We start from the raw sequence: 20,720 nt of genomic DNA on the forward strand, positions 1-20,720 counted from the left end.
TCACCAAGCTGCTGTTCTCAGGCAGTGCCCGTCTCTACGATCTGCCCGAGCCACAACCGTCGACCAAGGTCGTCGAGCTCCATCTTCCTCGCATCACAGTCCGGGATGGCGCACCTGAGAAGAGTCCACTCGACGTGATCGTGCCCAGAGCGGCCTCCGATCCGCTCGCGGCGACGAGCAACTGCACAGGTGCGAAGAACTCGGGCACTCCGCTCGACCGGTCGTGCGGCTCCCGCGTGTCGTCCAACGACACCCCGGCGTAGGCCCGAAGATCCTGGATGGCGGAGCCGATCGGGTCCTTGCGGTCCGGGCTCTTGTACTCGACGACGGCGACGGGGATGCCGTTGACGAAGAGGACGAGGTCGAGCAGGATGTCCGCCCCATCGGCGGCGCGGACCCTCAGCTGGTCGACGTGGATGTGCTGCCACCCCATCGTCTTCAACTGGTCGATGATCGGCTGCTCGACCTCGTCCCGCTCGACCGTGCCCCGTGCCATGCGCTCGCGTCTCTCCCCATGTGCCCCTGCCGCCGACTGCTCTGATCTGTTCTGGGTTGTTCCATTCTGCGCCGGGCGGAGCGAAAACAAAGTGGGGAGATGGCAGGCCACACGCTGATCTACGGAAGCCAGTCCATATGGGGCGGGGGAAGAACTCACGCTCCTGTCACGGGCAGCAAAGGCGCGCCGAGGCCGTGATACTCCTTGGCCTCCAAGGTGGCGACCTCCCAGCCGGTGGTCATGCTCACCGCAGCAGCGTGCAGGATCGGCCACCCCTGCTCAGGGAAGAACGAGGCGGCGATCCGCCCCATGGTGTCGGCGACGATCCGGTCGATCGACGCCACCTCCACTGCAGGAAGCTGCGCCAGATGGGTCGCGATGCCGGGGCGGCTCCTCGTCGCCTCAGCCAGACACAGAGCCGGGACGATCACCGTGTAGAGCGGATCCTCATGGGCCGCCACAATAAACCCGGACAGCACGCGGTGCCCCCGCCCCAAGGCCAGCAGGGCGTGATGGTCCAGGACGATTCCGTCGCTCACGCCGCCGCGCCCCTGCGGCGGGCGTCGGAGCGGGCTTTGCTCGCGGCCAGCATGCCGCGCGCCTCAACGAGTTCCTCGTCTGTCAGCGGCCGCCCGCCCAGCAGATTCTCCTCGACGTACTGCCGCGCCTGCTCGGCACGCCGCTGCCGCTCGACGCGGCTGCGCATGGTCTCGTTGATCAAGGCGGACAGAGACGAGGCCTCGCCTGCCTCGACAAGCCGCTGCAGCTCCTCGAGCACTTCGGGGTCGAGGGTGACGGAGATCGGCTTCTTGGGTGCCATGATGCGAGGGTATCGCATAGTCATCGGAGGTACTCCTATTGCGGGTAGGGCGTGGAGGGCGGCAGGTTGCGTACGGGAGTGCACCGGCCGCCGGAGGGGTGGCGGAATCAGGTCCGCTGCGGCGCGCGGATCGAGGCGCGGATCTGAGCGGCGAAAGCGCGTACGACTGCGGGTGACATCCCCGTCGGCCCTTCGGGGGCGAGCCCGTTCCAACCATCACAGGCACGGCAAAGGCCTCCGGGCAAGGCTTCTGGTCGGCCGGGTACGCCGCAGTTGGTGCACTCCATGAGGGTGCGGGTGCGCGGGCTTCGGGGGTGGGCAGTTCGGGAGGCAGCTTGTCGACGAGCCTGCGCCGGACAAATGCTCGAGGTGAGTGCACCTGGTCGGGAAGGCCGGCGACGAGGACCTGCGTCAGGCGCTCGGGGGTGGTTCCGCGGGCCAGCCAGTCGGCGGCCAACTGCTCCAGGGCGGAGCAGTCGGCGGAGGAGAGGGCCAGGCGGGGGTCGTGGAGGCCGAGTCGGGCGAGGGTGATGTAGGCGGTGGAGAGGTGGGGGTCGCCGGGCGAGTGTGACGGTTTGGGTTGCGCTGGTACGTCGGTGGGGGCGGCCTCGGGCGATGAGGGCGGCAGCGTCTCGGTGGGCGATTCGGAGGTCACGTCACCGTCGAGGAACCGGGCCCACCATTCGTTGTCCCGCGCGGTCCGTGACCAGTAGGTGTGGAAGACCCAGCGGGTTCCGCTCTCGCCTTCACAGGGCTCAATACGACGACGTACGCGGCGCAGGTGCCCCACCCTGCCGAGCTCGTTGAGCGCGGAGCGGACGGCCTGCTGGCCGTACAGGGGCTGTGCCTTGGCGATGGTCTTGGCGTCCATGGCCGCGTTCTCGAAGAGCTGGTCGAGCAGGCTCGCGAGGTACGCCTCACGGGCGGGGAGGTGATCGAAGTCACCGGGCCGGGGAGGCAGCTGGTCCGGGGCGGAACGCTTGCCGTAGCCGGGCTTGGCCATGGGATGCGCTGCGAGCGACAGCAGAGCAGCGCTAGAGTTTTCGTAAGCCACGAGATCGCCCAATCCGATCTTGAGGTGAGACCCCGGCGGGTGTTGGTAGCACCCGACCGGGGTTGTTTGTTGCCGCGAACGCTAGACGGTCGCGACGGCGCGTCGCAAGCCGATCACGAAAAGTCACGTGCGTAGGCCTGCACGGCAGTTGAGGCGTTGGGAGAGGAGGGAGGGTGGGTTGAGTCTTTCCGCCCGTTCCTTGGAAAAGGGGCTCGAGTCTCGCAGCCCGGAGCCCGAGGCTCAGGCCTCCCGAGAGGCGTACGCCAGGAACGCGGTCCAGGCTCCGGCGGGGACGGCGAAGCGTGGGCTTCGAGCGCCGAGCTTCGAGTCGCGGACATGGACGGTGTGAGGGCAGGCGGCGACTTCCACGCAGGCGTCCTCGAAGTCGCTGCTGTGGCTGGACTTGCGCCAGGTGTAGGCGACTTCGAGACAGGCGCTGCCCGACGAGTCGCTGTAGCTGGACTTGAACCACGACAGTTCGGCGCTCATAGCTCCTCCGCCAATTTCTTGATGAACCGGGCAGACTCCTCAACGCTAAGCGCCTGCATACGGATCATGCCATGCCGTTGAGTGAGGATGCTGAGCTTGTCCCCACCGCCGTACAGCGCGCCTGTCTCCTGCCCGTCGGCGAACGCATACTGCTCGTGGTCGGCTGTCTCGACCAGCACGATTGGCCCGCTGAGCGCTGCCGGCGGGGCGGACTTGAAGGGCAACACCTGGATCGAGACGTTGCGTTGTTGCCCCTCCTCCAGCAGGTGCTCAAGCTGCCTGCGCATCACCCCTTCATCGCCGACCACGGCGCGTAGCGCGGCCTCATGGACGACGAAGCTGAAGAGCGCGAGCGGCTTACTGGTCAGCTTTTCCTGTCGCTTGAGCCTCGCTGCGACCCGTTCCGCCACCGTTTCCTCATCGAGCGGTGGGCAGTCGTTACCGATCAACTCCCGCGCATACTCCCCCGTCTGCAACAGCCCTGGGATCAGCATCGGCTCGTACCACTGCACTGTGATCGCCTCGGCCTCCACCAGCACGTAGTGCTGTGTACGCTACGGAAACGGCTCCGGCTTCAAGTGCTCGTGCCCAGCGATCAACTTCCCTCTCGCACCGCACAGTTGATCAGCTGCCTGCAACAACCTGAGCGTCGGCCTCCGCCGCCCACACTCCATCGACTTGATGTACTCGTAGTCGTAGCCGGCCTCGTTGGCCAGGTCCTGGCGACTGACCCCGGCCTCCTCCCGCCACAGCTTGATCTGCCCACCGCAGTACCGCCAGTTCTGCTGCGCCTGCTGAGACTCCCCCGAGGCCACGCGCTCATCCGCCCTCCCGTCGACACACCGTGTACAAGCACGCTGTGTACCCAAGCCGATACTCCCGAGGCTAGGCGCCAACCACCAGCCTGATCTCGGCAAATGACGGAGAATCACACGCAAGGAACCGCACACGCATGCCGATGTCATCGAGAGGCCCCGTTCCCTACCCCTCCCCCTCCGCAATCCCCCAGGACATCGAGTGGCGCTTCCCCCGCCACGCCCGCAGCGTGGGCCGGGCCAGAACCCTCCTCCGCGAACAGGCCTCGTCCTGGAAGCTCCCGGACGAGGTGACGGAAACGGCGGTGCTCCTGCTCAGCGAGCTGATGACGAACGCGTACCGCCACGCGAAGGTCTCCCCCGGCCGCGAGATCTGGGCCCGCTGCGTCCTGGATGCTGACCGCCTTCGCGTCTCGGTGGCGGACGCGAACGACACGCTGCCAACACCACGAGACGCCTCACTGAACGACGAATCCGGCCGTGGCCTGGCCTTGGTGGCCTCGCTGGCGGACGAGTGGGGCGCGGAGCCTCGTACCGTCGGCTTCGGCAAGACGGTCTGGTTCGAGCTGGTTCACCGCCAACCGTGCGAACCGCGTCCCCGTCTGACGGGGTCAGACGGTGAGAGCATGCGTCAACGCTTCTCTGATCAGTCTTAGACGCCATCCGCTTATCGATCACGGGGCTGGTTTGGTCGAACAGGGTTCCTGTTCGGGTGATCGCGCGAGAACCGGCGCATGACAGCAGGGCCTCTTGGTAGCTCGGGGGTGCGAACCAAACCGATCACCAGGAGGCCCTGTTGTCGCAGTCTTTCGCGCTCGCGGGTGTGGAGTCCAACTCGCCTTCCCCGTCGTGTGACTGCCTCGCGCACAGGTTCGGCAATGCTGCAGACCGGCCGGACCGCACCCCGTGCTACGTCTCCGACATGACGGACGCGGAGTGGCAGGTCGTCCGGGCGGTGCTGCCGGTCCCGGCCTGGCTGGAGGGGCGGGGCGGGCGGCCGGAGGGCTTCTGCCACCGGCAGATGATCGACGCAGTCCGCTACGTCGTCGACAACGGAGTCAAGTGGGCCAACCTGCCCACGGACTTCCCACCGTATCGACGGGTGCACGCCTTCGCCCGCCGCTGGCAGGTGACGGGCCTGCTCGCCGAGCTCCACGACCGGCTGCGGGACCGCGTCAGGCAGAAGGAGGGCCGCACGGTGGACCCGAGTGCGGCGATCGTGGACTCGCAGTCACTGCGGGCGGCGGCGAACATCCCGCGCTCGACATCCGGTTGGGACGGCGGGAAGAAGGTGGGCGGCCGCAAGCGGCACCTGGCGGTCGACTGCCTCGGCCTGGTTCTGGTGGTGTTGGTGACCGCGGCGAGCGTGCAGGACCGGGACGCCGCAGTGCCGCTGCTGGAACGGCTGCGCAAGCTGTACTTCTCCGTCCGCCTCGTCTGGGCGGACGGCGGCTATGCAGGCCGGCTCGTCGACTGGGCGGCCGAGAAGCTCCAGCTCACCCTCGACATCGTCAAACGCTCCGATACCACCACGGGCTTCGTGGTGCTCCCGCGCAGGTGGGTGGTGGAGAGAACGCTGAGCTGGCTGATGCGCTCGCGTCGCCTGGTGCGCGATGTCGAGACGCTGCCCGCCATGCACGAGGCCATGGTGCTGTGGTCGATGACCATGCTCATGAGCGGTCGCCTGGCCGGACGCCGCCGAGGTGGCTTCAGCCGGCCGGAACCGCGAGCGCGGTGAACACCCCGGGCCGCACCTGGAGGGCCCATCCCCGCTCCACCAGGCGTTTCGCCTTCGACCGCAGCCCCTCGACCTTCGCAGGGACCGCCTCCAGCCCCAGAGCCGTGGCCAGCTGCTGGCAGCGCATGCCCGCCTGTCCCGCTTCCGACTCCAGCACCGACACAATCCGCTGGTAGTCCGGCGCGAGGACCGACGCCGCCATGCCCTCGGTCCGGTGCGGCACCAGGGACCCCGCCACGGCGCTGCGCACCGGCTCCGCAACCGCGGAGGGTGGCTCGGCCAGTACCTCGGCCACTGTGATCCGGGCATCCGCCAGCCGCTGAAGCGTGCGTTCTGCCTCCCTGAGCGCGGCCTGCACTCGCTCAGCCTCCTCCCGCAACCGCGCGACCTCTTCCCGGACCTTCTTCTCCCGGGCCTCCAGCAGACCAAGCACCGACGACACCAGCCACCTCCACGAGCGAGACGAGCCAACGAACACGCTCATCTCTCCCGCCACCGAACGGAGTTCATGCCCGCCCACCCCGAACCAAAAGATCACGTTCGGAAAGCGGATGGCGTCTTAGTTTGGCCAACTGACGCTGACGTACCCGCTGCTGCTCGTGCAGCGTCTCGGCCTGCTTCTCGAACTCCCGTTGGTCCACTCTGCTCGGCAGCTCCATTTCCACGTCAAGCAGCCGGGCCGCGTTGAGGACCGTCATGTCGTTCACCGAGGTCCGTGCCACCTCGTAGATACGATCCTGCGCGCGGGGCAGCCGCAGCCATGCCGCCAGATAGTCGGACGACAGCAGATCCGCCCTGGGCCTGAGGCGGATGACCTGGGCCCCGAATGTAGCGAGGGCCAGTTGTCCCTGCCACACCGCCGCCCGGAAGCCGTGATCCGTCCTGACGGCGGCGAGCAGCACGTCTCCTGGCTCCAGCAGGGCGCCAGCCTGGCGGGCGGACCCCAGGTCGATACGGCGGAGCCGGGACGGGTCAAGGTGAATCCCTCCCGCGGAGAGATTGCCCAGGCCGATGACCGGGATCCCGCCGTCCGACTCGCGGGCGCGGGCCCAGTTCCCGCCCTGCGCGGACACCAGGACGTCACGCAGCGGCCGACGTGCCGCTCCGTCCTCCCCCGCCGCGCTGGGGTCCAACAGCGCGAGCGGGCCCCACAGTGCGGCGAACTCCAGTTTGGCCAGCGCTCCTTCGACGGTCTTCTCCGCGTCGATCAGCTCATGGACGGCGGCCACGATCTCCTGCCGCCCGGAGGCGGTTCGCGCACTGTTCGCCGTGAGGTTCCAGGCGCGCCGCTGTGACCAGGGGTTGTTCTGGACCGTGCCGTCGGACAGCTGGTTGTCGATCTCCCGGAACGACAGCCGGTACTTCTCCTGCCATCTCTCGTACGCCTGGACGAGCTCCTGCCGCCGTCCCGCGACCAGCTCCTCCAGCCTGCTCGACAGCGTGTTCCGCAGGGTGTCGAGGACGACGTCCCGCTCTCCGTCCACCGTGGCCAGCGCACGACGCGCGCCTTCCAGTCGCGCCAGAAACTCCTCCTCCAGCAGAGTGATCGCCTTCCGGGCCTCGGTCCGCTGCCGTTTGAGCGCACGCCTTCCGGCCTCGTCGAACGCCGGCGCCGCCGAAGGGCCTGTCTCATCGGGCTCCCCTAGCTCTCCCGGGGTCTCGGCCAGGGCCTGTGCCTGCGCTTTCTCCGCCTCCGCCGCCTCTGCGGTCAGATCGGCGTACGTTCTCTCCGCCCGGGCCAGCTCTTCCAGGAACTCCGGTACGAGGGCCGCGACCGCCTTGTGCTGGTACGCCTGCCGCCGCTCCGCCACCGTACGTGGGCTGGACCGGCCCGTGAGGGGGTCCCCTTCCCGGACCAGCATCCGCTCGACCGTCTCCACCCAGCCGTCCACGACGCCGGCGAAACCGGTTGCCGACAGCACCTTGAGCTCGTTCTTCACGTCGTGCCACCAGCCGATCACCGCGCCGCCCAGTGCGTACTGGTCGAGGAGGCCGACCGTAAGCAGCCGCTGCACCAGGGATTCGGTCATTGTCCGGCGCAGCTGGGCGAGTTGGGCCTTGCGCCCGGGTTCCGTGCGGTCGTCGTCCGCCGTGGGTAGCAGTGCCGCGATCTGCTCCGCCTCGGCCTTCCACCAGTCCTCCACGGCGACCCACAACTGCTGCTCGCGTCCGTGGGCGAGTTCGGCCAGTGCTGCCAGGTCCGGCTGTTCGTCCGATGGCCGGAAGTCGACGTAGGCGGGGTCGTCGGCGCGTACGGCGAACAGGTCCGCCACCTCGATGCCGTACGCGTCCAGAAGGGACCTGCTGTCCTCAATCTCGACGACCGGGACTCCGCCCTCCATGTAGGCCTTGATGTCCTGCCGCTCCGGAGGCGGTGTGCTGTCGACGTACCGGCGGATGGTGAGGTTGGAGTCGCTGTCACGCAACTCCTCGCTGGACACGACCCGTGCGAAGCCCTCGACGTCCTCGAAGGCGTGGAAGGCGGAGGCGATCTTCGCGATGTGTTCGGGGAGGAGGACGTTCCGGGCGCGCTCCGCATGGAACTCGCGGTCGGCATTGATGAACAACACCTTGCCGCGCCGCGCGGGCACCTTCCGGCCCGGTGCTCGGAGCACGAGGACGCAGGCCGGGACTCCGGTGCCGTAGAACAGGTTCGGCGCGAGGCCGACGACCGCCTCAATCAGGTCGGCCTCCAGCATCCTCGCCCTGATCTCCTTCTCCCGGCCGCCGCGGAACAGGACTCCGTGGGGCACGACGGTGAACACCGAGCCACCGCGCCGCTTCACCATGTCCAGCATGTGCTGGACGAACATGAGGTCGGCCTTGCCGCGCTCCGGGGCGAGGCCGTACGGCATCCGCTCCGGAAGGCCAGGGATCTCGGACAACCTGTAGTTCATGGAGAACGGCGGATTACTGAGCGCGAGGTCGAAGTCGCGCTCAGGATGGAGGGGGTTGGTGAGGCTGTCGCCGGTCTTCAGGGAGAAGTGCTTGGCGCCATGGAAGAGCATGTTCATGGTGGCCATGACCCAGGAGCCGCTGTTGGCATCCTGCCCGGCGAGCAGCAGGTCGTCGGGGTCCTCGCCGTGCTCATCGATGTACTCCCGGGCATGGAGAAGCATTCCGCCGGAGCCCATACACGGGTCGTAGACACGCATGCCGGGTTCCGGGCGCGCCAGTTCCACCATCAGGCGGACGACGGGGCGGGGTGTGTAGAACTCCCCACCCTTGCTGCCAGCGGAGTCCGCGAAGTTCTTGATCAGGTACTCGTACGCGGCACCGATCATGTCCGGAAACTCGAGGTCCTCGTCGCGCAACCGGATGCGGTCGAAGTGCGCGATGAGCGCTGTGAGTCGCTGCTCGACGACGGCTGTACGGCGGACGTCAACATGGGCAAACAGGCCGTACAGCGCGGCGTCCTGCGCTTCGAGCGCGTCGAGGGCGTGCTGGAGGCGTGCCACAGCCCCGTCGTAGACGTCTCCGGTCAGCTGCTCCCAACGCGCCCGCTGAGGGACGAAGAGGACACCGCGCTCGATGTACGGCTCCTGCCGCTCGGCCTCGCGCTCCGCATCCCCGGCGCTGTCGCCCGCCGCCAGCCACTCCCGGACGATCGCTTCCCTGGTCGCCTCGAACCGGTCGTTGACGCGCTTCAGAAACAGCAGCACGGAGACGAGGTCGCGGCTGTCGGCAGCGTCCACAGCGCCGCGCAGAACGTCGACGGCGGCGAAGAGATGGCGCTCCCACTGCGCGAGCGTGAGCTTGGCCACGTACGGCTCCCCCTGTGATGTCTGGCCTTCTAGTAGTCGACGACGTCCAGCCCGTCCTCGACGAATTTCCATATGTCCGTGTATGCGTCCCAGGTGTTCTGGTCCGGTCGGCCCCCGTGTCGCGCGACGGTGCCCTGCGCATAGCGCCGTGCGGTCTTGTACCGGCCGGTGAGCTGCGCGGGCATGACCCTCTTGGGCTCGAACCTGTCCTTTGGATAGGTCTGCACGAACCCCGGCTGCTGGCGCAGCCTGTCCGCCGCCTTGTCGCACACTCCGCCGAAGCTGCTCGTGTAGTCCTGGTAGTGCAGCAGGCGCCAGAGTTCGAAGCAGGGGTGGGAGTACGCAATGTGCAGCTTCGCCTTCTTGGCTCTGGCAAAGGCCGTGGATATGTCCTCGTGCTGATCGCGGTCGAACAGGCACCACACCTGCGGCCAGTTCCAGTGCTCGGGTTCGATGCCGGCCTTCTTCGCGGCGCGCTGGACCTCGTCCCACTTCCGGATGGCGTCCTCCACGAGCGGAAGAGGCTTGCGACGCTTGGTCGGCGCACTGCGATTCTCGACCGTGCAGGCGATCTTATGCGGTGTCCTGCGAGTGCCGTTGTGCGTCACGAAGCTGATGAAGCTTGGCTCGGTGACCTCACCTTCCGTGAAGACGTACACCTCCCGGCGGAGTTCCTTCGTCTTCTTGACACGTACCAGATCGTCCCGTCCCCTGCGCCTTGCCATCAGGAACTCTCTGCCTCCCCTGTCAGTGCCATGAGCACCATGCGTCCGATCTGGCCCTGGTCGACCTTCGGAACAGCTCCGTAGGCGCCTGCGAGGTAGGAGTCCTCCAAGTCCTCCTCTGGGCCGGGGTTGAAGTCGCTCAGCGGATACAGCTCCGTCGCCCCGCGCTTGTCCTTCTCCGTCAGCCAGATCTGGCCCGGTTCCAGGGACCGGCCGCCCCTCGGGGTCTTGAGCAGCGACGCGTCGTGCGAGGTGAACAGCAGTTGAGCGTTGGCCCTGTTGGACCAGGGCGCCTGGAAGAGGCGTACCACCTCCGACGCGAACCGCGGATGCAGGCTGGCGTCGAGCTCGTCGATCAGCAGGACGGCACCGCTGTCGATGGCCAGCAGCAGCGGGCCAATGAGCGCGAACCAGGAACGCGTGCCGAACGACTCCTGCTCCCAGTCCAGGGCCACGGCCGTACCGCCGTCGGTGCCGTGCAGCAGCCACCACTTGAGCGCCGTCCCACCCGGCTGCCGCTCCACCTCGGCTCCCTGAATACCGAGGTCGGCCACCTTGAGGAGCTCTCGTACGCGGTCCCTGGTCCGCTCGTCCAACAGTTGCCGCGCGGTGTAGGCCTCACGCTCCCTGAGCTCCGTCTCGGGTGTGATGTCCCAGAGATTCGACCTGAACCAGGAGTAGATCTTGGACAGTTGGGGGTGGTTGTCGCTTGCCGCCCTGCTGAGCAGCAGAGCGTTGGGACGCGTAGAGCGCGCCAGGCGGGCCCGGTCTTGGACTCGATCGCCGGGGAAGTCGTAGGTGTGCTCCCGTGAGGCGTCACGGTCCAGCCATACCTGACGCCGTCCCTTCGGGTAGGCGTGGAGCCATTCCGACTCGACTCTGCTGTCGCCGAGTTCGAACCCGTAGGTCCAGCGCACGCCGTCATCCAGGACGAAATCGACCTCGTAGAACGTGCTCTGCGCTGCCGACTCGGCGTCGAGGGCGAAGGGGTCACGGTCAGGGACACCCGTGTACGAGGTCCAGGGTCCGTAGGAGTTCAGAACCGCTTCTCGCATCTTCTTCAGCGCCGTGATGACATTGGACTTCCCGGAGGCGTTCGCCCCGAAGACGCCGAGGACCGGATAGACCTGCAGCTGCTTGCCGTCGGACAGCTCGATCGCGCGGGCCGCCTCGGGCTCCTCACCTGGCGGCACAACGAAGGACAGCTCCTGCTCGTCGCGCAGCGACCGTACGTTCGCCGTGCGGAACCGCAGCAGCATGCAGCCCTCCCTTCTGGCACACAGAGTAACCGGGTGATCGCATACGCGCCTACCGATCGTTCACACCAGCCGTCGTGCCGTCGCCCACCGCGTCAGCTCGTGCCGGTTGGAGAGCTGGAGCTTCCGCAGGACCGCCGAGACGTGGGACTCGACCGTCTTCACGGAGATGTACAGCTGCTTGGCGATCTCCTTGTACGCGTAGCCACGGGCGATAAGGCGCAGGACCTCCCGCTCACGCTGGGTGAGCCGGTCCAGGTCCTCGTCGACCGGCGGGGCGTCGGTGGAGGCGAAGGCGTCGAGGACGAAGCCGGCCAGACGCGGTGAGAAGACCGCGTCGCCCTCCTGGACCCGGAAGATGGAGTCGACCAGGTCCGTACCCGTGATCGTCTTCGTCACGTACCCCCGGGCGCCGCCCCGGATCACACCGATCACGTCCTCCGCCGCGTCCGAGACGGACAGGGCGAGGAAACGGACCGGCTGCTCGGCGTCGGCCATCAACGCGGCGCAGCGGCGCAGCACTTCGACCCCGCCGCCACCCGGGAGGTGCACGTCGAGCAGGACGACCTCGGGCCGGGTCGCGGTGATGACCGTGACCGCCTGGTCGACGTCCGCGGCCTCGCCGACGACCTCGACGCCGGTCTGCTCGGTCTGTCCGATCTCGGCCTGGACTCCCGTGCGGAACATCCGGTGGTCGTCGACGAGCACCACGCGCACGTGACGCCGCCCGGCACCGCTGCCCGGCGGCTCAGCGGACGCGGCCGCCTCCCCTGCCGTGCCGTTCGCCTCGGTCGGGTCGCTCATGACGTCTTCTCCGCCCTCTCCATCTCCAGCTCGACCTCGGTGCCGCCGCCCGGCACCGCCCGCAACCGGGCCGTACCGCCGTTGCGCTCCATGCGGCCGATGATCGATTCTCTGACGCCCATGCGGTCGGCGGGTATCGAGTCGAGGTCGAAGCCGGGTCCGCGGTCCCGCACGGACACGAAGACCGTCTTCCCCTCGACTTCGGCGTAGACCTGCACGGCGCCGCCCTCGCCACCGTACTTGGCGGCGTTGACCATTGCCTCGCGTGCGGCCTGCATCTGTGCGCCGATCTTCTCGTCGAGCGGGCAGTCGCCGACCACGACGACCTCTATGGGGACGCCGTGCTTGTCCTCGACCTCGGCGGCGTTGCGCCGCACCGCGTCGGCGAGGGCGGTCGGCTCGTCGGCCTCGTCCTTGCCGGTGCCCTCGGGCTTGTACAACCAGGTGCGCAGGTCGCGCTCCTGGGCGCGGGCGAGGCGGCGCACCTCGCCGGCGTTCTCCGCGTTGCGCTGGATCAGGGTCAGGGTGTGCAGCACGGAGTCGTGGACATGGGCGGCGACCTCCGCCCGCTCCTGGGCGCGGATGCGCATCAGACGCTCCTCGGAGAGGTCCTGGGTCATGCGCACGAGGTAGGGGCCGGCGAGGAGCGTTATCCCGACGAGGACCGCGAGAGCCGCCTGCAGGACGGAGCCGAGGTGGGCTGCGGAGCCCTGCAGCACGAAGATGCCGGTGACACCGGCCGTGACCAGCAGGACGCCGGCCACTGCGCGCAGCAGCGTGAGCGTGCGTTTGCGGCGGCCGACCTCGACCCAGCGGGCCCGGCGGGCGTTGTCGGCCTGGCGCCACACCAGGGCGACGCCCGCGCCGACGAGCACGGTCGGCCAGAGGTAGGCCTGGGCGCCGGTGCCCAGGTTGACATTGCCCACGAAGACCATGGCCACGACGACCATGAGCAGCAGGGCGACTATCTGGCCCTTGTCCGGCTTGCGGGCCATGAGTTTGCGCCGGCCGTCGGGAGAGGTCTCCGTGGTGACCAAGGACGGTGGCTTCTGTGCTTCGACGCCACCGACGCCGAGCGGCACGAAGAACCAGAACGCGGCGTAGAGCAGCGCGCCGAGGCCGTCGGCCATGAACAGGCCGACGAAGACCAGGCGTACCCAGATCACGGGCAGGCCGAGGTGCCCGGCGAGCCCCCGCGCCACGCCACCGAGCCAGCGTCCGTCACTGCTGCGGTAGAGCTTGCGCGGCGGCCGCGGTTCGGTGAGTGGCGCTGCTGCGGTTGCGGCTTCCGGCATGCCATCGATGGTCACACGGTCGGCGGGCGGGAGCATCAGGGTCGACCCCCGAGACTCCCCTGATCTTCGACGGGCCGGTCCGTCGAACGCCTCCCCGGCGTCGGCTCAGGGGCGATATCAGGGTCCGGCCAGGGTCATTCCGACTCCCGCCACGGCGGCTCGCCCGTCACCATGGACTCATGACTGATCACCAGCACGCCGCAGACGCCGTGCCCGACGCGGATGCCCTGCCCGCAGCGGCCGCCCCGTCCGACGCGGCGCCCGCGACGGGCACAGGTGAGGAACCGCGCGCGCACGACGGCGCGGGCGCACCCGAGCAGACGAGCACGCAGGGCGAGGACGGACAGCCGGGCAGGCCCGACGAAGGGGCCGGCGCGGCAGGAGAGACGAGCGGGACCGGGCACATGAACGGGAAGACGACGACCGGCGGCGCCGGAGCGCCTCACGCTGCCGGAGCGCCCGAGGATGCCGAGGTGTCCGAGCCGCCCCTGAGGCTCCGGCGGGACCGACGGCACAAGGTGTTCGCCGGGGTGTGCGCCGGTCTTGGGCGGCAGTTCGACATGGACCCGGTGATCTTCCGGATCACACTCGCGGTGCTCGCCGCGACCGGCGGTCTCGGTCTCATCTTCTACGGCTTCGCCTGGCTCTTCGTCCCGTACGACGACGAGGACCAGAACGAGGTGCACAAGCTCCTGACCGGCCGTGTCGACGGGCAGGCGCTCACGGCGGTGCTGTTCGCGCTGGTCGGCTGCGGTGTCTTCCTGACGATGCTGAACAACGGCGGCGTGCTGACCTTCGCCGTCGTGCTGTCCCTCCTCCTCGCGGGCGCCGGGTACTGGTCGCAGCGCCGCGGCGCCCCCGACCCCGACCCGCTGGCCGCCCAGGCGGCCGCCGACGCGCCGCCGGAGGCCCAGGCTCCCCCGGTTGCGGCCGCCTACCCGTCCTGGTGGCGCGACCCGATCGTCAAGGACGGCACGCATGTCGGAGGCACCGGCTACCTCTGGGGACCGCACGAATCCCGCGACCGTGACATCGCGGCGGCCGTCAACATCAGCACCCGTGGGAGCGGCCACGAGGACCTTCGCATCCCGCGCCCCGCGCCCCCCAGACCGCGCGGCCCGCGCTGGATAGGCGGCTGGGTCTTCCTGTTCGCCCTGCTCGCCGGTGCCCTCGGCACCCGCGCGACCTGGGACGAGCAGCCGCTGGGCACCAGTCTGCAGACCGGCCTGGCCTGCGCGCTGGCGGTCATCGGTCTGGGCATCGCGGTGAGCGCGTTCCTGGGCCGTACGGGAGCGGGGTCGATCTTCCTGGCGGTCATCACCGCGGGCCTGCTGGCCGGGGCAGCGACACTGCCCAAGGAGATCGGCACGGAGTGGGTACGGACGACCTGGCGGCCGGCCGCAGTGGCGGACGTGGCGCCGGCCTACGACCTCGGCACCGGCGTCGGCACCCTGGACCTGACCCGGCTGAACCCGGCCAAGGGCCAGACGGTGTCCACGGACGCCGATGTGGGCGCCGGTCGGCTGCTGGTGATCGTCCCGCCGGACGTGACCGTGAAGGCGAGCATCGACGTGGGGTTGGGTGACATCCAGTTGCCGGGCGAGAGGACACAGGACGTGGATGTGCAGCCGGGCAGGTACCAGGAGGTGACGCTGAAGCCGACCTCGGGCACCAGGAGCGCGGGGACGGTCGAACTGGACCTCCATGTGGGCGTCGGACAGGTGGAGGTGAGCCGTGCTGCGTCATGAGTTCCAGCCCGGGAGGCTGGTCGCCGGTTTCTTCGTCACCGTCGCGGGCGTCATCTACGCCGGTGACGCGGGCGGCGCCTGGGAGACACCGTGGTTCGTGGTGATCCCCGTGGTCGTGGGCGGCCTCTGCCTCGCCGGGATCGCAGGGATGGCCGGCCGCGCCATACGCCGGCGCCGCGGAACGGACCGCGCCCCCCGGCAGGACACGCCCGTCGACGCGCCCCGCTGACAGTGCCGGTCGTTTGAGCGGCCGGGGTACCGCCCGGCCTCGAAAGTCGGCCTACCGATAGGCCCGTCGGCGTCGCCGGGAGCGGAGTGCCGCGTCCAGCGAAAGCATGGGCGCGCCCGCGAGGACGAGGGGGAGCCAGGCCATGAGGTAGGGGAGGTCGTTGCCGTAGTAGTAAGGGTCGGAGGCCCAGCTGACCGTCAGCCAGAGGCTGAGGGAGATCAGTGCACCGCCGAGGGCGGCGAGGCGGGTGAGGAGGCCGAGGAGGGTGCCGATACCGACGGCGAGTTCACCGAAGGCGATGGCGTAGCCGAAGGCGACGGGGTTCTCCAGTGCCATGTCGACCAACGCCGGGATGGCCGAGGAATCCCGCACGGTGCGCATCATGTCGCCGATGGAGCCGGAACCGGCGTCCTTCATGAAGGCGCTGTCGGTGAGTTTGTCGAGGCCGGCGTAGATGAAAGTGACGCCGAGGAAGATGCGCAGGGGCAGCAGGGCGTAACGGGTGGCGGTGTCCCGCCAGTCGCGGTCGCCGTTGAGATGGGGGGTGTGCGTGTCCATACGAATACCGTGAGTCATCGCTGATAGCCGCCTCTCGGACGCCGTGCCGTGGGCCCTCATCAGACGATACGTACGCAAGGGAGGACCGGCTCAATCGCGTTCCGGCCGGATTTCGGTGAACTGGCCTCAGCAGCAACGCCCGGCTCTTGGCGGGGACGTCGGCCCTTCTGTCACTCCGTCACATCGATCGCATACGCATTCGTCTCGACCCCGGCCGCGGTGACCACGCGTACCTCCACCCGTCCGGGCTCCACATCCGCCGGCACGGGCACGGTCAGCAGGCTGTCCGTGGGGTTGCTGAAGCCGCCGGCCACGGGGACGAGGGGGACGTGGACGTGGACCGCGCCGATGCGGACCACCATCCGGGACAGGCGGTCGGCACCGTCGGCACCTGGTGGGACGAAGCCCGCGCCGCGGATCTCGATGTCCTCGCCGGTGCGGATCGGTGCGTCCAGGTCACCGGCCTCGCGGGCGCGGACGACGGAGAGGACGACCGGGCGGCCGCCCTCGGCGTACTTGCCGGCCAGGTAGGTGGCCGCCGACACCAGCACCACCACCGCGAGCCCCCAGGGCAGGTCGGGCAGTTGGTCGGGGCGGCGGGCCAGCCGTACCGCCGCGAAGAGCAGGGCGACGGCGCTGATGACGACGTACTGGATGTCGGCGAAGGTGCCGCGCCCCGAATCGTCCGTCAGCAGGTCGGCAGCCCTCGGCCGGTCCGCGCGGACCTTCTGCAGCCGTTGCCCGAGGACGCGCAGGCCGACCACCCGCCGCACCAGTACCGCAATCGCACACGTGACGGCCAGGACGGTCACCACCCCGGCGCCGCGGGCGAGTTCGAGCCCGGCGATCAGCGCGTCGCGCTCGGCGGGCGCGGCGGCCGCCGCCAGCTGCCCCGCCAGCACGAGCACCGCGTAGGCGACGAACAGCACCCAGAGTGCGGCCACGGCACGGGAGGTGGACAGGCGGTTGTCCTCGCCGATGACCGGGGCCAGTACCCCGCCGCGCGTCCGGTGGAACCAGGAAGCCGCCGTCAGCACCCCCGCCACCACCAGGGCGGCGCACAGCCCGGCCGTGCGGGCCGTCGTCCAGCCCGCGCCGATCGCGGTCAGCGACTGCATCAGCAGCAACAGCAGGACCAGCGCCCAGGCCACGCAGGCGGTACGGCGCCACAGGCGCGCCAGCCAGGCCTCGCCCTCCGCCCGGCCGCGTTCGGCGACGTCCGCCGCGGACTGGGTCAGTTCCTCGGAGACCCACTGCCGGGAGGCCGAGACCGAGTGGGCCACGGCCGCCGGCAGACCCTGCCCGGCCGCGAACTGATCGCGCTTCAACAGGAATTCGGCGACGGCCCGCCGGTGTCCCGTACGCGCCCCGTGCGGGCAGTCCCCGCAGGTGCAGCCGCCCCCGTGGGCGCCCGCGCGCGCACTCGCGTCCGCGTCCTGTCTCGCTTCCTGCACCGCCACGCCCGACGCCTGCCTTCCCGCGCATCACCGTAGAACGGAGTCGTACATCCAGGTCGTACAACTCCTGTGCGACGACAGCGAATTGTGCCCTACGCCAACCCGGCTCGGGTCCAGCAGGTCTGGTCAGCGCGGGTGAAAGGACAGCCGCCGTGTTGACCCGACCAGGAGAATTTCCGCAAGGCCGAGATCATTCAGCGTGACGGAACCCGAACCCACGCCAGGAACCGTTCGCTACGACACTACGACAGCAGATCCGGCTCACCGCGGCTGATGTCCTGCCACAGCGGCTGGTAGTTGATCCACGCGACCAGGTCACCGCCGAGCTGCTCACGCGTCGCCACCGCCGACTTGTGGTCGATGAGCACGGGGCGCCCGGCCGCTGTGGCCGTGAGCTGCACCTGGCAGGAGCGTTCCATCGACAGGAACCACCAGGCCGCCGCATCCACCGAGTCGCCGACGGTCAGCAGTCCGTGGTTACGCAGGACGAGCGCCTTGTGCGAGCCGAGCGCGGCGGCGATCCGGCGGCCCTCCGCGAGGTCGACGGAGACACCGGAGTAGGCGTCGTACAGGGCGTGGTCCTCATAGAAGGCGCAGCTCTCCTGGGTGATCGGGTCGAGCAGGTCGCCGAGCGCGGACAGGGCGCGGCCGTGCACGGAGTGGCAGTGGGCGACGGCGACGACATCCGGGCGGGCGGCGTGGACCTGGGCGTGCACGGTGAACGCCGCCTGGTTGACGTGGTAGCGGCCGTCGACCACCTGCCCGTCCTGGTTGGCCAGCACCAGGTCGCTCACCGTGACGTGCTTGAACGGCATCCCGAACGGATTGACCCAGAAGCAGTCGGTGTGCTCCGGGTCGCGGGCGGTGATGTGCCCGGACACGCCGTCCTCGAACCCGTACCGCCCGAAGATCCGCAACGCCCCGGCGAGCCGTTCCTTGCGGTGCCGGCGTTCGTCGTCGAGCGACTCGTACATCGGCGGCATCGCGAACTGCAGCCGGTCGGTGGGCAGGGGCTGGGGCGGGATGGGCGCGGGCATGGGACCTCCGGCGCTGGGTTCCGGTACGGAGCGGAAGTTACCCGCGGTCAGCGCAGGAGAACAGGGCTTCGGCGACTTAGGTGAATCACGACAGAAGATGTCGGGTTTCGGCGGCACACTCGTCGTATGACAGCAAACTGGGCATCGTTCGTCGCCGCCGAACCCGACCTCGCGAAGACCGTCGAGGAGCGCTTCAAGGCGTTCACCCATCACGTCCTCGCGACCCTGCGCACGGACGGTTCACCGCGGACCACCGGCCTTGAGGTGCGGTTCCTGAACGGCGAGTTGTGGCTCGGCATGATGCCGGACTCCCGCAAGGTGCTCGACCTGCGCCGCGACCCGCGCTTCGCGCTCCAGGCGAACCCGGGAGAAGGCACCGGGATGGGCGGCGGGGACGTACGGATCAGCGGGCGGGCGGTCGAGGTCGACGATCCCGAGACGAAGGCCGCGTACGGCGAAGAGGTGGAACCGCCGGAGCCGTTCCACCTCTTCCGCACCGAGCTGACGGAGGTCGTACGGACCTACGTCGAGAACGACACCCATCTGGTCGTCCAGGTCTGGAAGCCCGGCGAAACCCTGCGCACGATCAAGCGCACCTAGGGATCACTCCCACTCGATCGTCCCCGGCGGCTTCGACGTCACGTCGAGGACGACGCGGTTGACGTCCCGGACCTCGTTGGTGATCCGGGTGGAGATCTTCGCGAGGACGTCGTACGGCAGCCGCGACCAGTCGGCCGTCATCGCGTCCTCGGACGAGACCGGGCGCAGCACGATCGGGTGGCCGTACGTCCGGCCGTCGCCCTGGACACCGACGCTGCGGACGTCCGCGAGCAGGACCACCGGGCACTGCCAGATGTCCCGGTCGAGACCGGCCGCGGTCAGCTCCTCGCGGGCGATGGCGTCGGCCTCACGGAGCAGGTCGAGCCGCTCCTTCGTCACCTCGCCGACGATACGGATGCCCAGGCCCGGGCCCGGGAACGGCTGGCGCTGGACGATCTCCTCCGGAAGGCCGAGCTCCTGGCCGACCATCCGGACCTCGTCCTTGAACAGCTTGCGCAGCGGCTCGATCAGCTGGAACTCGAGGTCCTCGGGCAGGCCGCCGACGTTGTGGTGGGACTTGATGTTGGCGGTGCCGGTGCCGCCACCGGACTCGACCACGTCGGGGTAGAGGGTGCCCTGGACGAGGAACTCGACCGCGGGACCCTCGTCCGCGATGATCTCGGCCTGCGCCTGCTCGAAGACCCGGATGAACTCCCGGCCGATGATCTTCCGCTTCTCCTCGGGGTCGCTGACCCCGGCGAGCGCCTTGAGGAACCGCTCCTCGGCGTCGACGACCTTCAGGTTCACCCCGGTCGAGGCCACGAAGTCCTTCTCGACCTGCTCGGTCTCCCCCTTGCGCATCAGGCCGTGGTCGACGTAGACGCAGGTCAGCTGGGAACCGATGGCCTTCTGGACGAGGGCGGCGGCGACGGCGGAGTCCACACCGCCGGACAGACCGCAGATCGCGCGCTTGTCGCCGACCTGCGCGCGGATCGCCTCGACCTGCTCCTCGATGACGTTGCCGGTCGTCCAGGACGGGGTGAGGCCGGCACCGCGGTAGAGGAAGTGCTCCAGCACCTGCTGGCCGTGCGTGGAGTGCATGACCTCGGGGTGGTACTGGACGCCGTACAGCTTCTGCTCGTCGTTCTCGAAGGCGGCGACCGGGACGACGTCCGTGGACGCCGTGACGGTGAAGCCCTCGGGGGCGGCGGAGCAGGCGTCGCCGTGCGACATCCACACGGCCTGCTCGGCCGGGGTGCCCTCGAAGAGGGTGGAGGACGACTTGGAGACGTGCAGATCGGTACGGCCGTACTCGCGGGCGCCGGTGTTGTCGACGGTGCCGCCGAGGGCCTGGGCCATCAGCTGGAAGCCGTAGCACATGCCGAAGACGGGGACACCGGACTCGAAGATCTCGCGGTCCAGGCGGGGCGCGCCCTCCTCGTACACGGACGAGGGCCCGCCGGAGAGGATGATCGCCGCCGGGTTCTTGGCGAGCATCTCCTGAACCGGCATGGTGCTCGGCACGATCTCGCTGTAGACCCGGGCCTCGCGGACGCGTCGGGCGATGAGCTGGGCGTACTGCGCACCGAAGTCGACGACCAGGACGGTGTCGGGGGCGGCGGGGGTCGCTGATGACACGGGTTGCCTTCCGGCGGCTTGAAAGGGGCTGTACCACCGATTCTAACGGGGCTGCCACAGGTGGCTCCCGTCTCAACATGCGAACAGGGTTGGCCGTCACCTGAGGTCACGGCATACTGACCCCATGCTCACGCACTCGACCTTCCTCTTTACCTATGGCAACCGGCCCGCCGGCTGCCATGGTCGTGCCGCTTGAGCAACTGACAAGCGACTTCCCAGGCGCCCCGGGCCGACAAGGTCCGGGGCGCCTGGCGTTT

Annotated in this window: 21 protein-coding genes; 5 read left to right on the forward strand and 16 right to left on the reverse strand. The window is 69.1% G+C overall.

Annotated features, from left to right (window positions below; genetic code table 11):
- Positions 1–34 precede the first annotated feature (34 nt).
- The 6 genes from StrepF001_RS17470 to StrepF001_RS50095 form a co-directional block, all read right to left on the reverse strand.
- Complete coding sequence (locus tag StrepF001_RS17470) at positions 35–496, reverse strand: type I restriction endonuclease (RefSeq protein ID WP_129799202.1); 462 nt, start codon at positions 494–496, stop codon at positions 35–37.
- Between the two features lie 155 nt (positions 497–651).
- Positions 652–1,035 carry a hypothetical protein gene (locus StrepF001_RS17475; protein WP_129799203.1) on the reverse strand — a complete coding sequence of 128 codons (384 nt, stop codon included), beginning with the start codon at positions 1,033–1,035 and terminating at the stop codon, positions 652–654.
- Entirely contained in the window at positions 1,032–1,316 is a 285-nt protein-coding gene (locus StrepF001_RS17480; protein WP_240797555.1) for a ribbon-helix-helix domain-containing protein, read from the reverse strand. The genes StrepF001_RS17475 and StrepF001_RS17480 overlap by 4 nt, the downstream gene beginning before the upstream one ends.
- A gap of 1,294 nt (positions 1,317–2,610) precedes the next feature.
- Entirely contained in the window at positions 2,611–2,859 is a 249-nt protein-coding gene (locus StrepF001_RS17490) for a DUF397 domain-containing protein (RefSeq protein ID WP_129799205.1), read from the reverse strand.
- Positions 2,856–3,398: a DUF5753 domain-containing protein gene (locus StrepF001_RS17495; protein ID WP_346656951.1), complete on the reverse strand. Its 543-nt coding sequence runs from the start codon at positions 3,396–3,398 to the stop codon at positions 2,856–2,858. The genes StrepF001_RS17490 and StrepF001_RS17495 overlap by 4 nt, the downstream gene beginning before the upstream one ends.
- 15 nt (positions 3,399–3,413) lie before the next feature.
- Positions 3,414–3,674 carry a helix-turn-helix transcriptional regulator gene (locus StrepF001_RS50095; RefSeq protein ID WP_346656952.1) on the reverse strand — a complete coding sequence of 87 codons (261 nt, stop codon included), beginning with the start codon at positions 3,672–3,674 and terminating at the stop codon, positions 3,414–3,416.
- Positions 3,675–3,811: 137 nt separating this feature from the next.
- Here StrepF001_RS50095 and StrepF001_RS17500 point away from each other — a divergent pair, with 137 nt between their 5' ends.
- Both StrepF001_RS17500 and StrepF001_RS17505 read left to right on the forward strand, forming a co-directional pair.
- Positions 3,812–4,330: an ATP-binding protein gene (locus StrepF001_RS17500; protein ID WP_240797556.1), complete on the forward strand. Its 519-nt coding sequence runs from the start codon at positions 3,812–3,814 to the stop codon at positions 4,328–4,330.
- Between the two features lie 140 nt (positions 4,331–4,470).
- On the forward strand, positions 4,471–5,412 hold the full coding sequence (locus StrepF001_RS17505; RefSeq protein ID WP_206306859.1) for an IS5 family transposase: 942 nt from the start codon (positions 4,471–4,473) through the stop codon (positions 5,410–5,412).
- Here the strand turns inward: StrepF001_RS17505 and StrepF001_RS17510 are convergent.
- The 6 genes from StrepF001_RS17510 to StrepF001_RS17535 all read right to left on the reverse strand — a co-directional run bounded on the left by StrepF001_RS17510 (position 5,384) and on the right by StrepF001_RS17535 (position 13,256).
- Positions 5,384–5,854 (reverse strand): hypothetical protein, encoded by a 471-nt coding sequence (locus StrepF001_RS17510; RefSeq protein WP_129799206.1) that lies wholly within the window; start codon positions 5,852–5,854, stop codon positions 5,384–5,386. The two genes, StrepF001_RS17505 and StrepF001_RS17510, sit on opposite strands and share 29 nt — an antisense overlap.
- Positions 5,855–5,918: 64 nt before the next feature.
- Positions 5,919–9,176, reverse strand: a complete 3,258-nt coding sequence (locus StrepF001_RS17515; protein ID WP_165396295.1) for an N-6 DNA methylase — start codon at positions 9,174–9,176, stop codon at positions 5,919–5,921.
- A 29-nt stretch (positions 9,177–9,205) separates the two neighbouring features.
- Entirely contained in the window at positions 9,206–9,901 is a 696-nt protein-coding gene (locus tag StrepF001_RS17520) for an RloB family protein (RefSeq protein WP_129799208.1), read from the reverse strand.
- Positions 9,901–11,160 (reverse strand): ATP-binding protein, encoded by a 1,260-nt coding sequence (locus StrepF001_RS17525; protein WP_129799209.1) that lies wholly within the window; start codon positions 11,158–11,160, stop codon positions 9,901–9,903. The genes StrepF001_RS17520 and StrepF001_RS17525 overlap by 1 nt, the downstream gene beginning before the upstream one ends.
- A gap of 60 nt (positions 11,161–11,220) precedes the next feature.
- Positions 11,221–11,961, reverse strand: coding sequence for a response regulator transcription factor (locus tag StrepF001_RS17530; RefSeq protein ID WP_129799210.1), 741 nt, complete (start codon positions 11,959–11,961; stop codon positions 11,221–11,223).
- Entirely contained in the window at positions 11,958–13,256 is a 1,299-nt protein-coding gene (locus tag StrepF001_RS17535; protein ID WP_129799211.1) for an ATP-binding protein, read from the reverse strand. The genes StrepF001_RS17530 and StrepF001_RS17535 overlap by 4 nt, the downstream gene beginning before the upstream one ends.
- A gap of 179 nt (positions 13,257–13,435) precedes the next feature.
- On the opposite strand from StrepF001_RS17535, the gene StrepF001_RS17540 reads away from it, so the two are divergent.
- Both StrepF001_RS17540 and StrepF001_RS17545 read left to right on the forward strand, forming a co-directional pair.
- Positions 13,436–15,004 (forward strand): PspC domain-containing protein, encoded by a 1,569-nt coding sequence (locus StrepF001_RS17540; protein WP_129799212.1) that lies wholly within the window; start codon positions 13,436–13,438, stop codon positions 15,002–15,004.
- Positions 14,991–15,233 carry a hypothetical protein gene (locus tag StrepF001_RS17545; RefSeq protein ID WP_129799213.1) on the forward strand — a complete coding sequence of 81 codons (243 nt, stop codon included), beginning with the start codon at positions 14,991–14,993 and terminating at the stop codon, positions 15,231–15,233. The genes StrepF001_RS17540 and StrepF001_RS17545 overlap by 14 nt, the downstream gene beginning before the upstream one ends.
- 51 nt (positions 15,234–15,284) lie before the next feature.
- On the opposite strand, the gene StrepF001_RS17550 is transcribed toward StrepF001_RS17545, so the two are convergent.
- The 3 genes from StrepF001_RS17550 to StrepF001_RS17560 form a co-directional block, all read right to left on the reverse strand.
- Positions 15,285–15,809 carry a DoxX family membrane protein gene (locus StrepF001_RS17550; RefSeq protein WP_129799214.1) on the reverse strand — a complete coding sequence of 175 codons (525 nt, stop codon included), beginning with the start codon at positions 15,807–15,809 and terminating at the stop codon, positions 15,285–15,287.
- A 152-nt stretch (positions 15,810–15,961) separates the two neighbouring features.
- Positions 15,962–17,251 (reverse strand): hypothetical protein, encoded by a 1,290-nt coding sequence (locus StrepF001_RS17555; RefSeq protein ID WP_129799215.1) that lies wholly within the window; start codon positions 17,249–17,251, stop codon positions 15,962–15,964.
- A 239-nt stretch (positions 17,252–17,490) separates the two neighbouring features.
- Positions 17,491–18,285: a class II aldolase/adducin family protein gene (locus StrepF001_RS17560; protein ID WP_129799216.1), complete on the reverse strand. Its 795-nt coding sequence runs from the start codon at positions 18,283–18,285 to the stop codon at positions 17,491–17,493.
- Between the two features lie 126 nt (positions 18,286–18,411).
- Between StrepF001_RS17560 and StrepF001_RS17565 the strand changes: the two genes are divergently transcribed.
- A complete protein-coding gene (locus tag StrepF001_RS17565; protein ID WP_129799217.1) occupies positions 18,412–18,885 on the forward strand; it encodes a pyridoxamine 5'-phosphate oxidase family protein in 474 nt (157 codons plus the stop codon).
- Between the two features lie 3 nt (positions 18,886–18,888).
- Here StrepF001_RS17565 and guaA read toward each other — a convergent pair whose 3' ends face one another.
- Positions 18,889–20,463, reverse strand: a complete 1,575-nt coding sequence (gene guaA / locus StrepF001_RS17570) for a glutamine-hydrolyzing GMP synthase (protein WP_129799218.1) — start codon at positions 20,461–20,463, stop codon at positions 18,889–18,891.
- Between the last annotated feature and the right edge of the window lie 257 nt (positions 20,464–20,720).

It is taken from the genome of Streptomyces sp. F001, from assembly GCF_004187715.1.
Taxonomy (GTDB): Bacteria; Actinomycetota; Actinomycetes; order Streptomycetales; family Streptomycetaceae; genus Streptomyces; species Streptomyces flavusporus.

What these genes read in the sequence shown, in the direction of transcription:
- StrepF001_RS17525 (WP_129799209.1), bottom strand. Translation starts at nt 11,160, where the DNA reads ATGCTGCTGCGGTTCCGCACGGCGAACGTACGGTCGCTGCGCGACGAG.
- StrepF001_RS17565 (WP_129799217.1), top strand. Translation starts at nt 18,412, where the DNA reads ATGACAGCAAACTGGGCATCGTTCGTCGCCGCCGAACCCGACCTCGCG.
- StrepF001_RS17540 (WP_129799212.1), top strand. Translation starts at nt 13,436, where the DNA reads ATGACTGATCACCAGCACGCCGCAGACGCCGTGCCCGACGCGGATGCC.
- StrepF001_RS17480 (WP_240797555.1), bottom strand. Translation starts at nt 1,316, where the DNA reads ATGGCACCCAAGAAGCCGATCTCCGTCACCCTCGACCCCGAAGTGCTC.
- StrepF001_RS17560 (WP_129799216.1), bottom strand. Translation starts at nt 18,285, where the DNA reads ATGCCCGCGCCCATCCCGCCCCAGCCCCTGCCCACCGACCGGCTGCAG.
- StrepF001_RS17535 (WP_129799211.1), bottom strand. Translation starts at nt 13,256, where the DNA reads ATGCCGGAAGCCGCAACCGCAGCAGCGCCACTCACCGAACCGCGGCCG.
- StrepF001_RS17490 (WP_129799205.1), bottom strand. Translation starts at nt 2,859, where the DNA reads ATGAGCGCCGAACTGTCGTGGTTCAAGTCCAGCTACAGCGACTCGTCG.
- StrepF001_RS17470 (WP_129799202.1), bottom strand. Translation starts at nt 496, where the DNA reads ATGGCACGGGGCACGGTCGAGCGGGACGAGGTCGAGCAGCCGATCATC.
- StrepF001_RS17520 (WP_129799208.1), bottom strand. Translation starts at nt 9,901, where the DNA reads ATGGCAAGGCGCAGGGGACGGGACGATCTGGTACGTGTCAAGAAGACG.
- StrepF001_RS17550 (WP_129799214.1), bottom strand. Translation starts at nt 15,809, where the DNA reads ATGACTCACGGTATTCGTATGGACACGCACACCCCCCATCTCAACGGC.
- StrepF001_RS17500 (WP_240797556.1), top strand. Translation starts at nt 3,812, where the DNA reads ATGCCGATGTCATCGAGAGGCCCCGTTCCCTACCCCTCCCCCTCCGCA.
- StrepF001_RS17530 (WP_129799210.1), bottom strand. Translation starts at nt 11,961, where the DNA reads ATGAGCGACCCGACCGAGGCGAACGGCACGGCAGGGGAGGCGGCCGCG.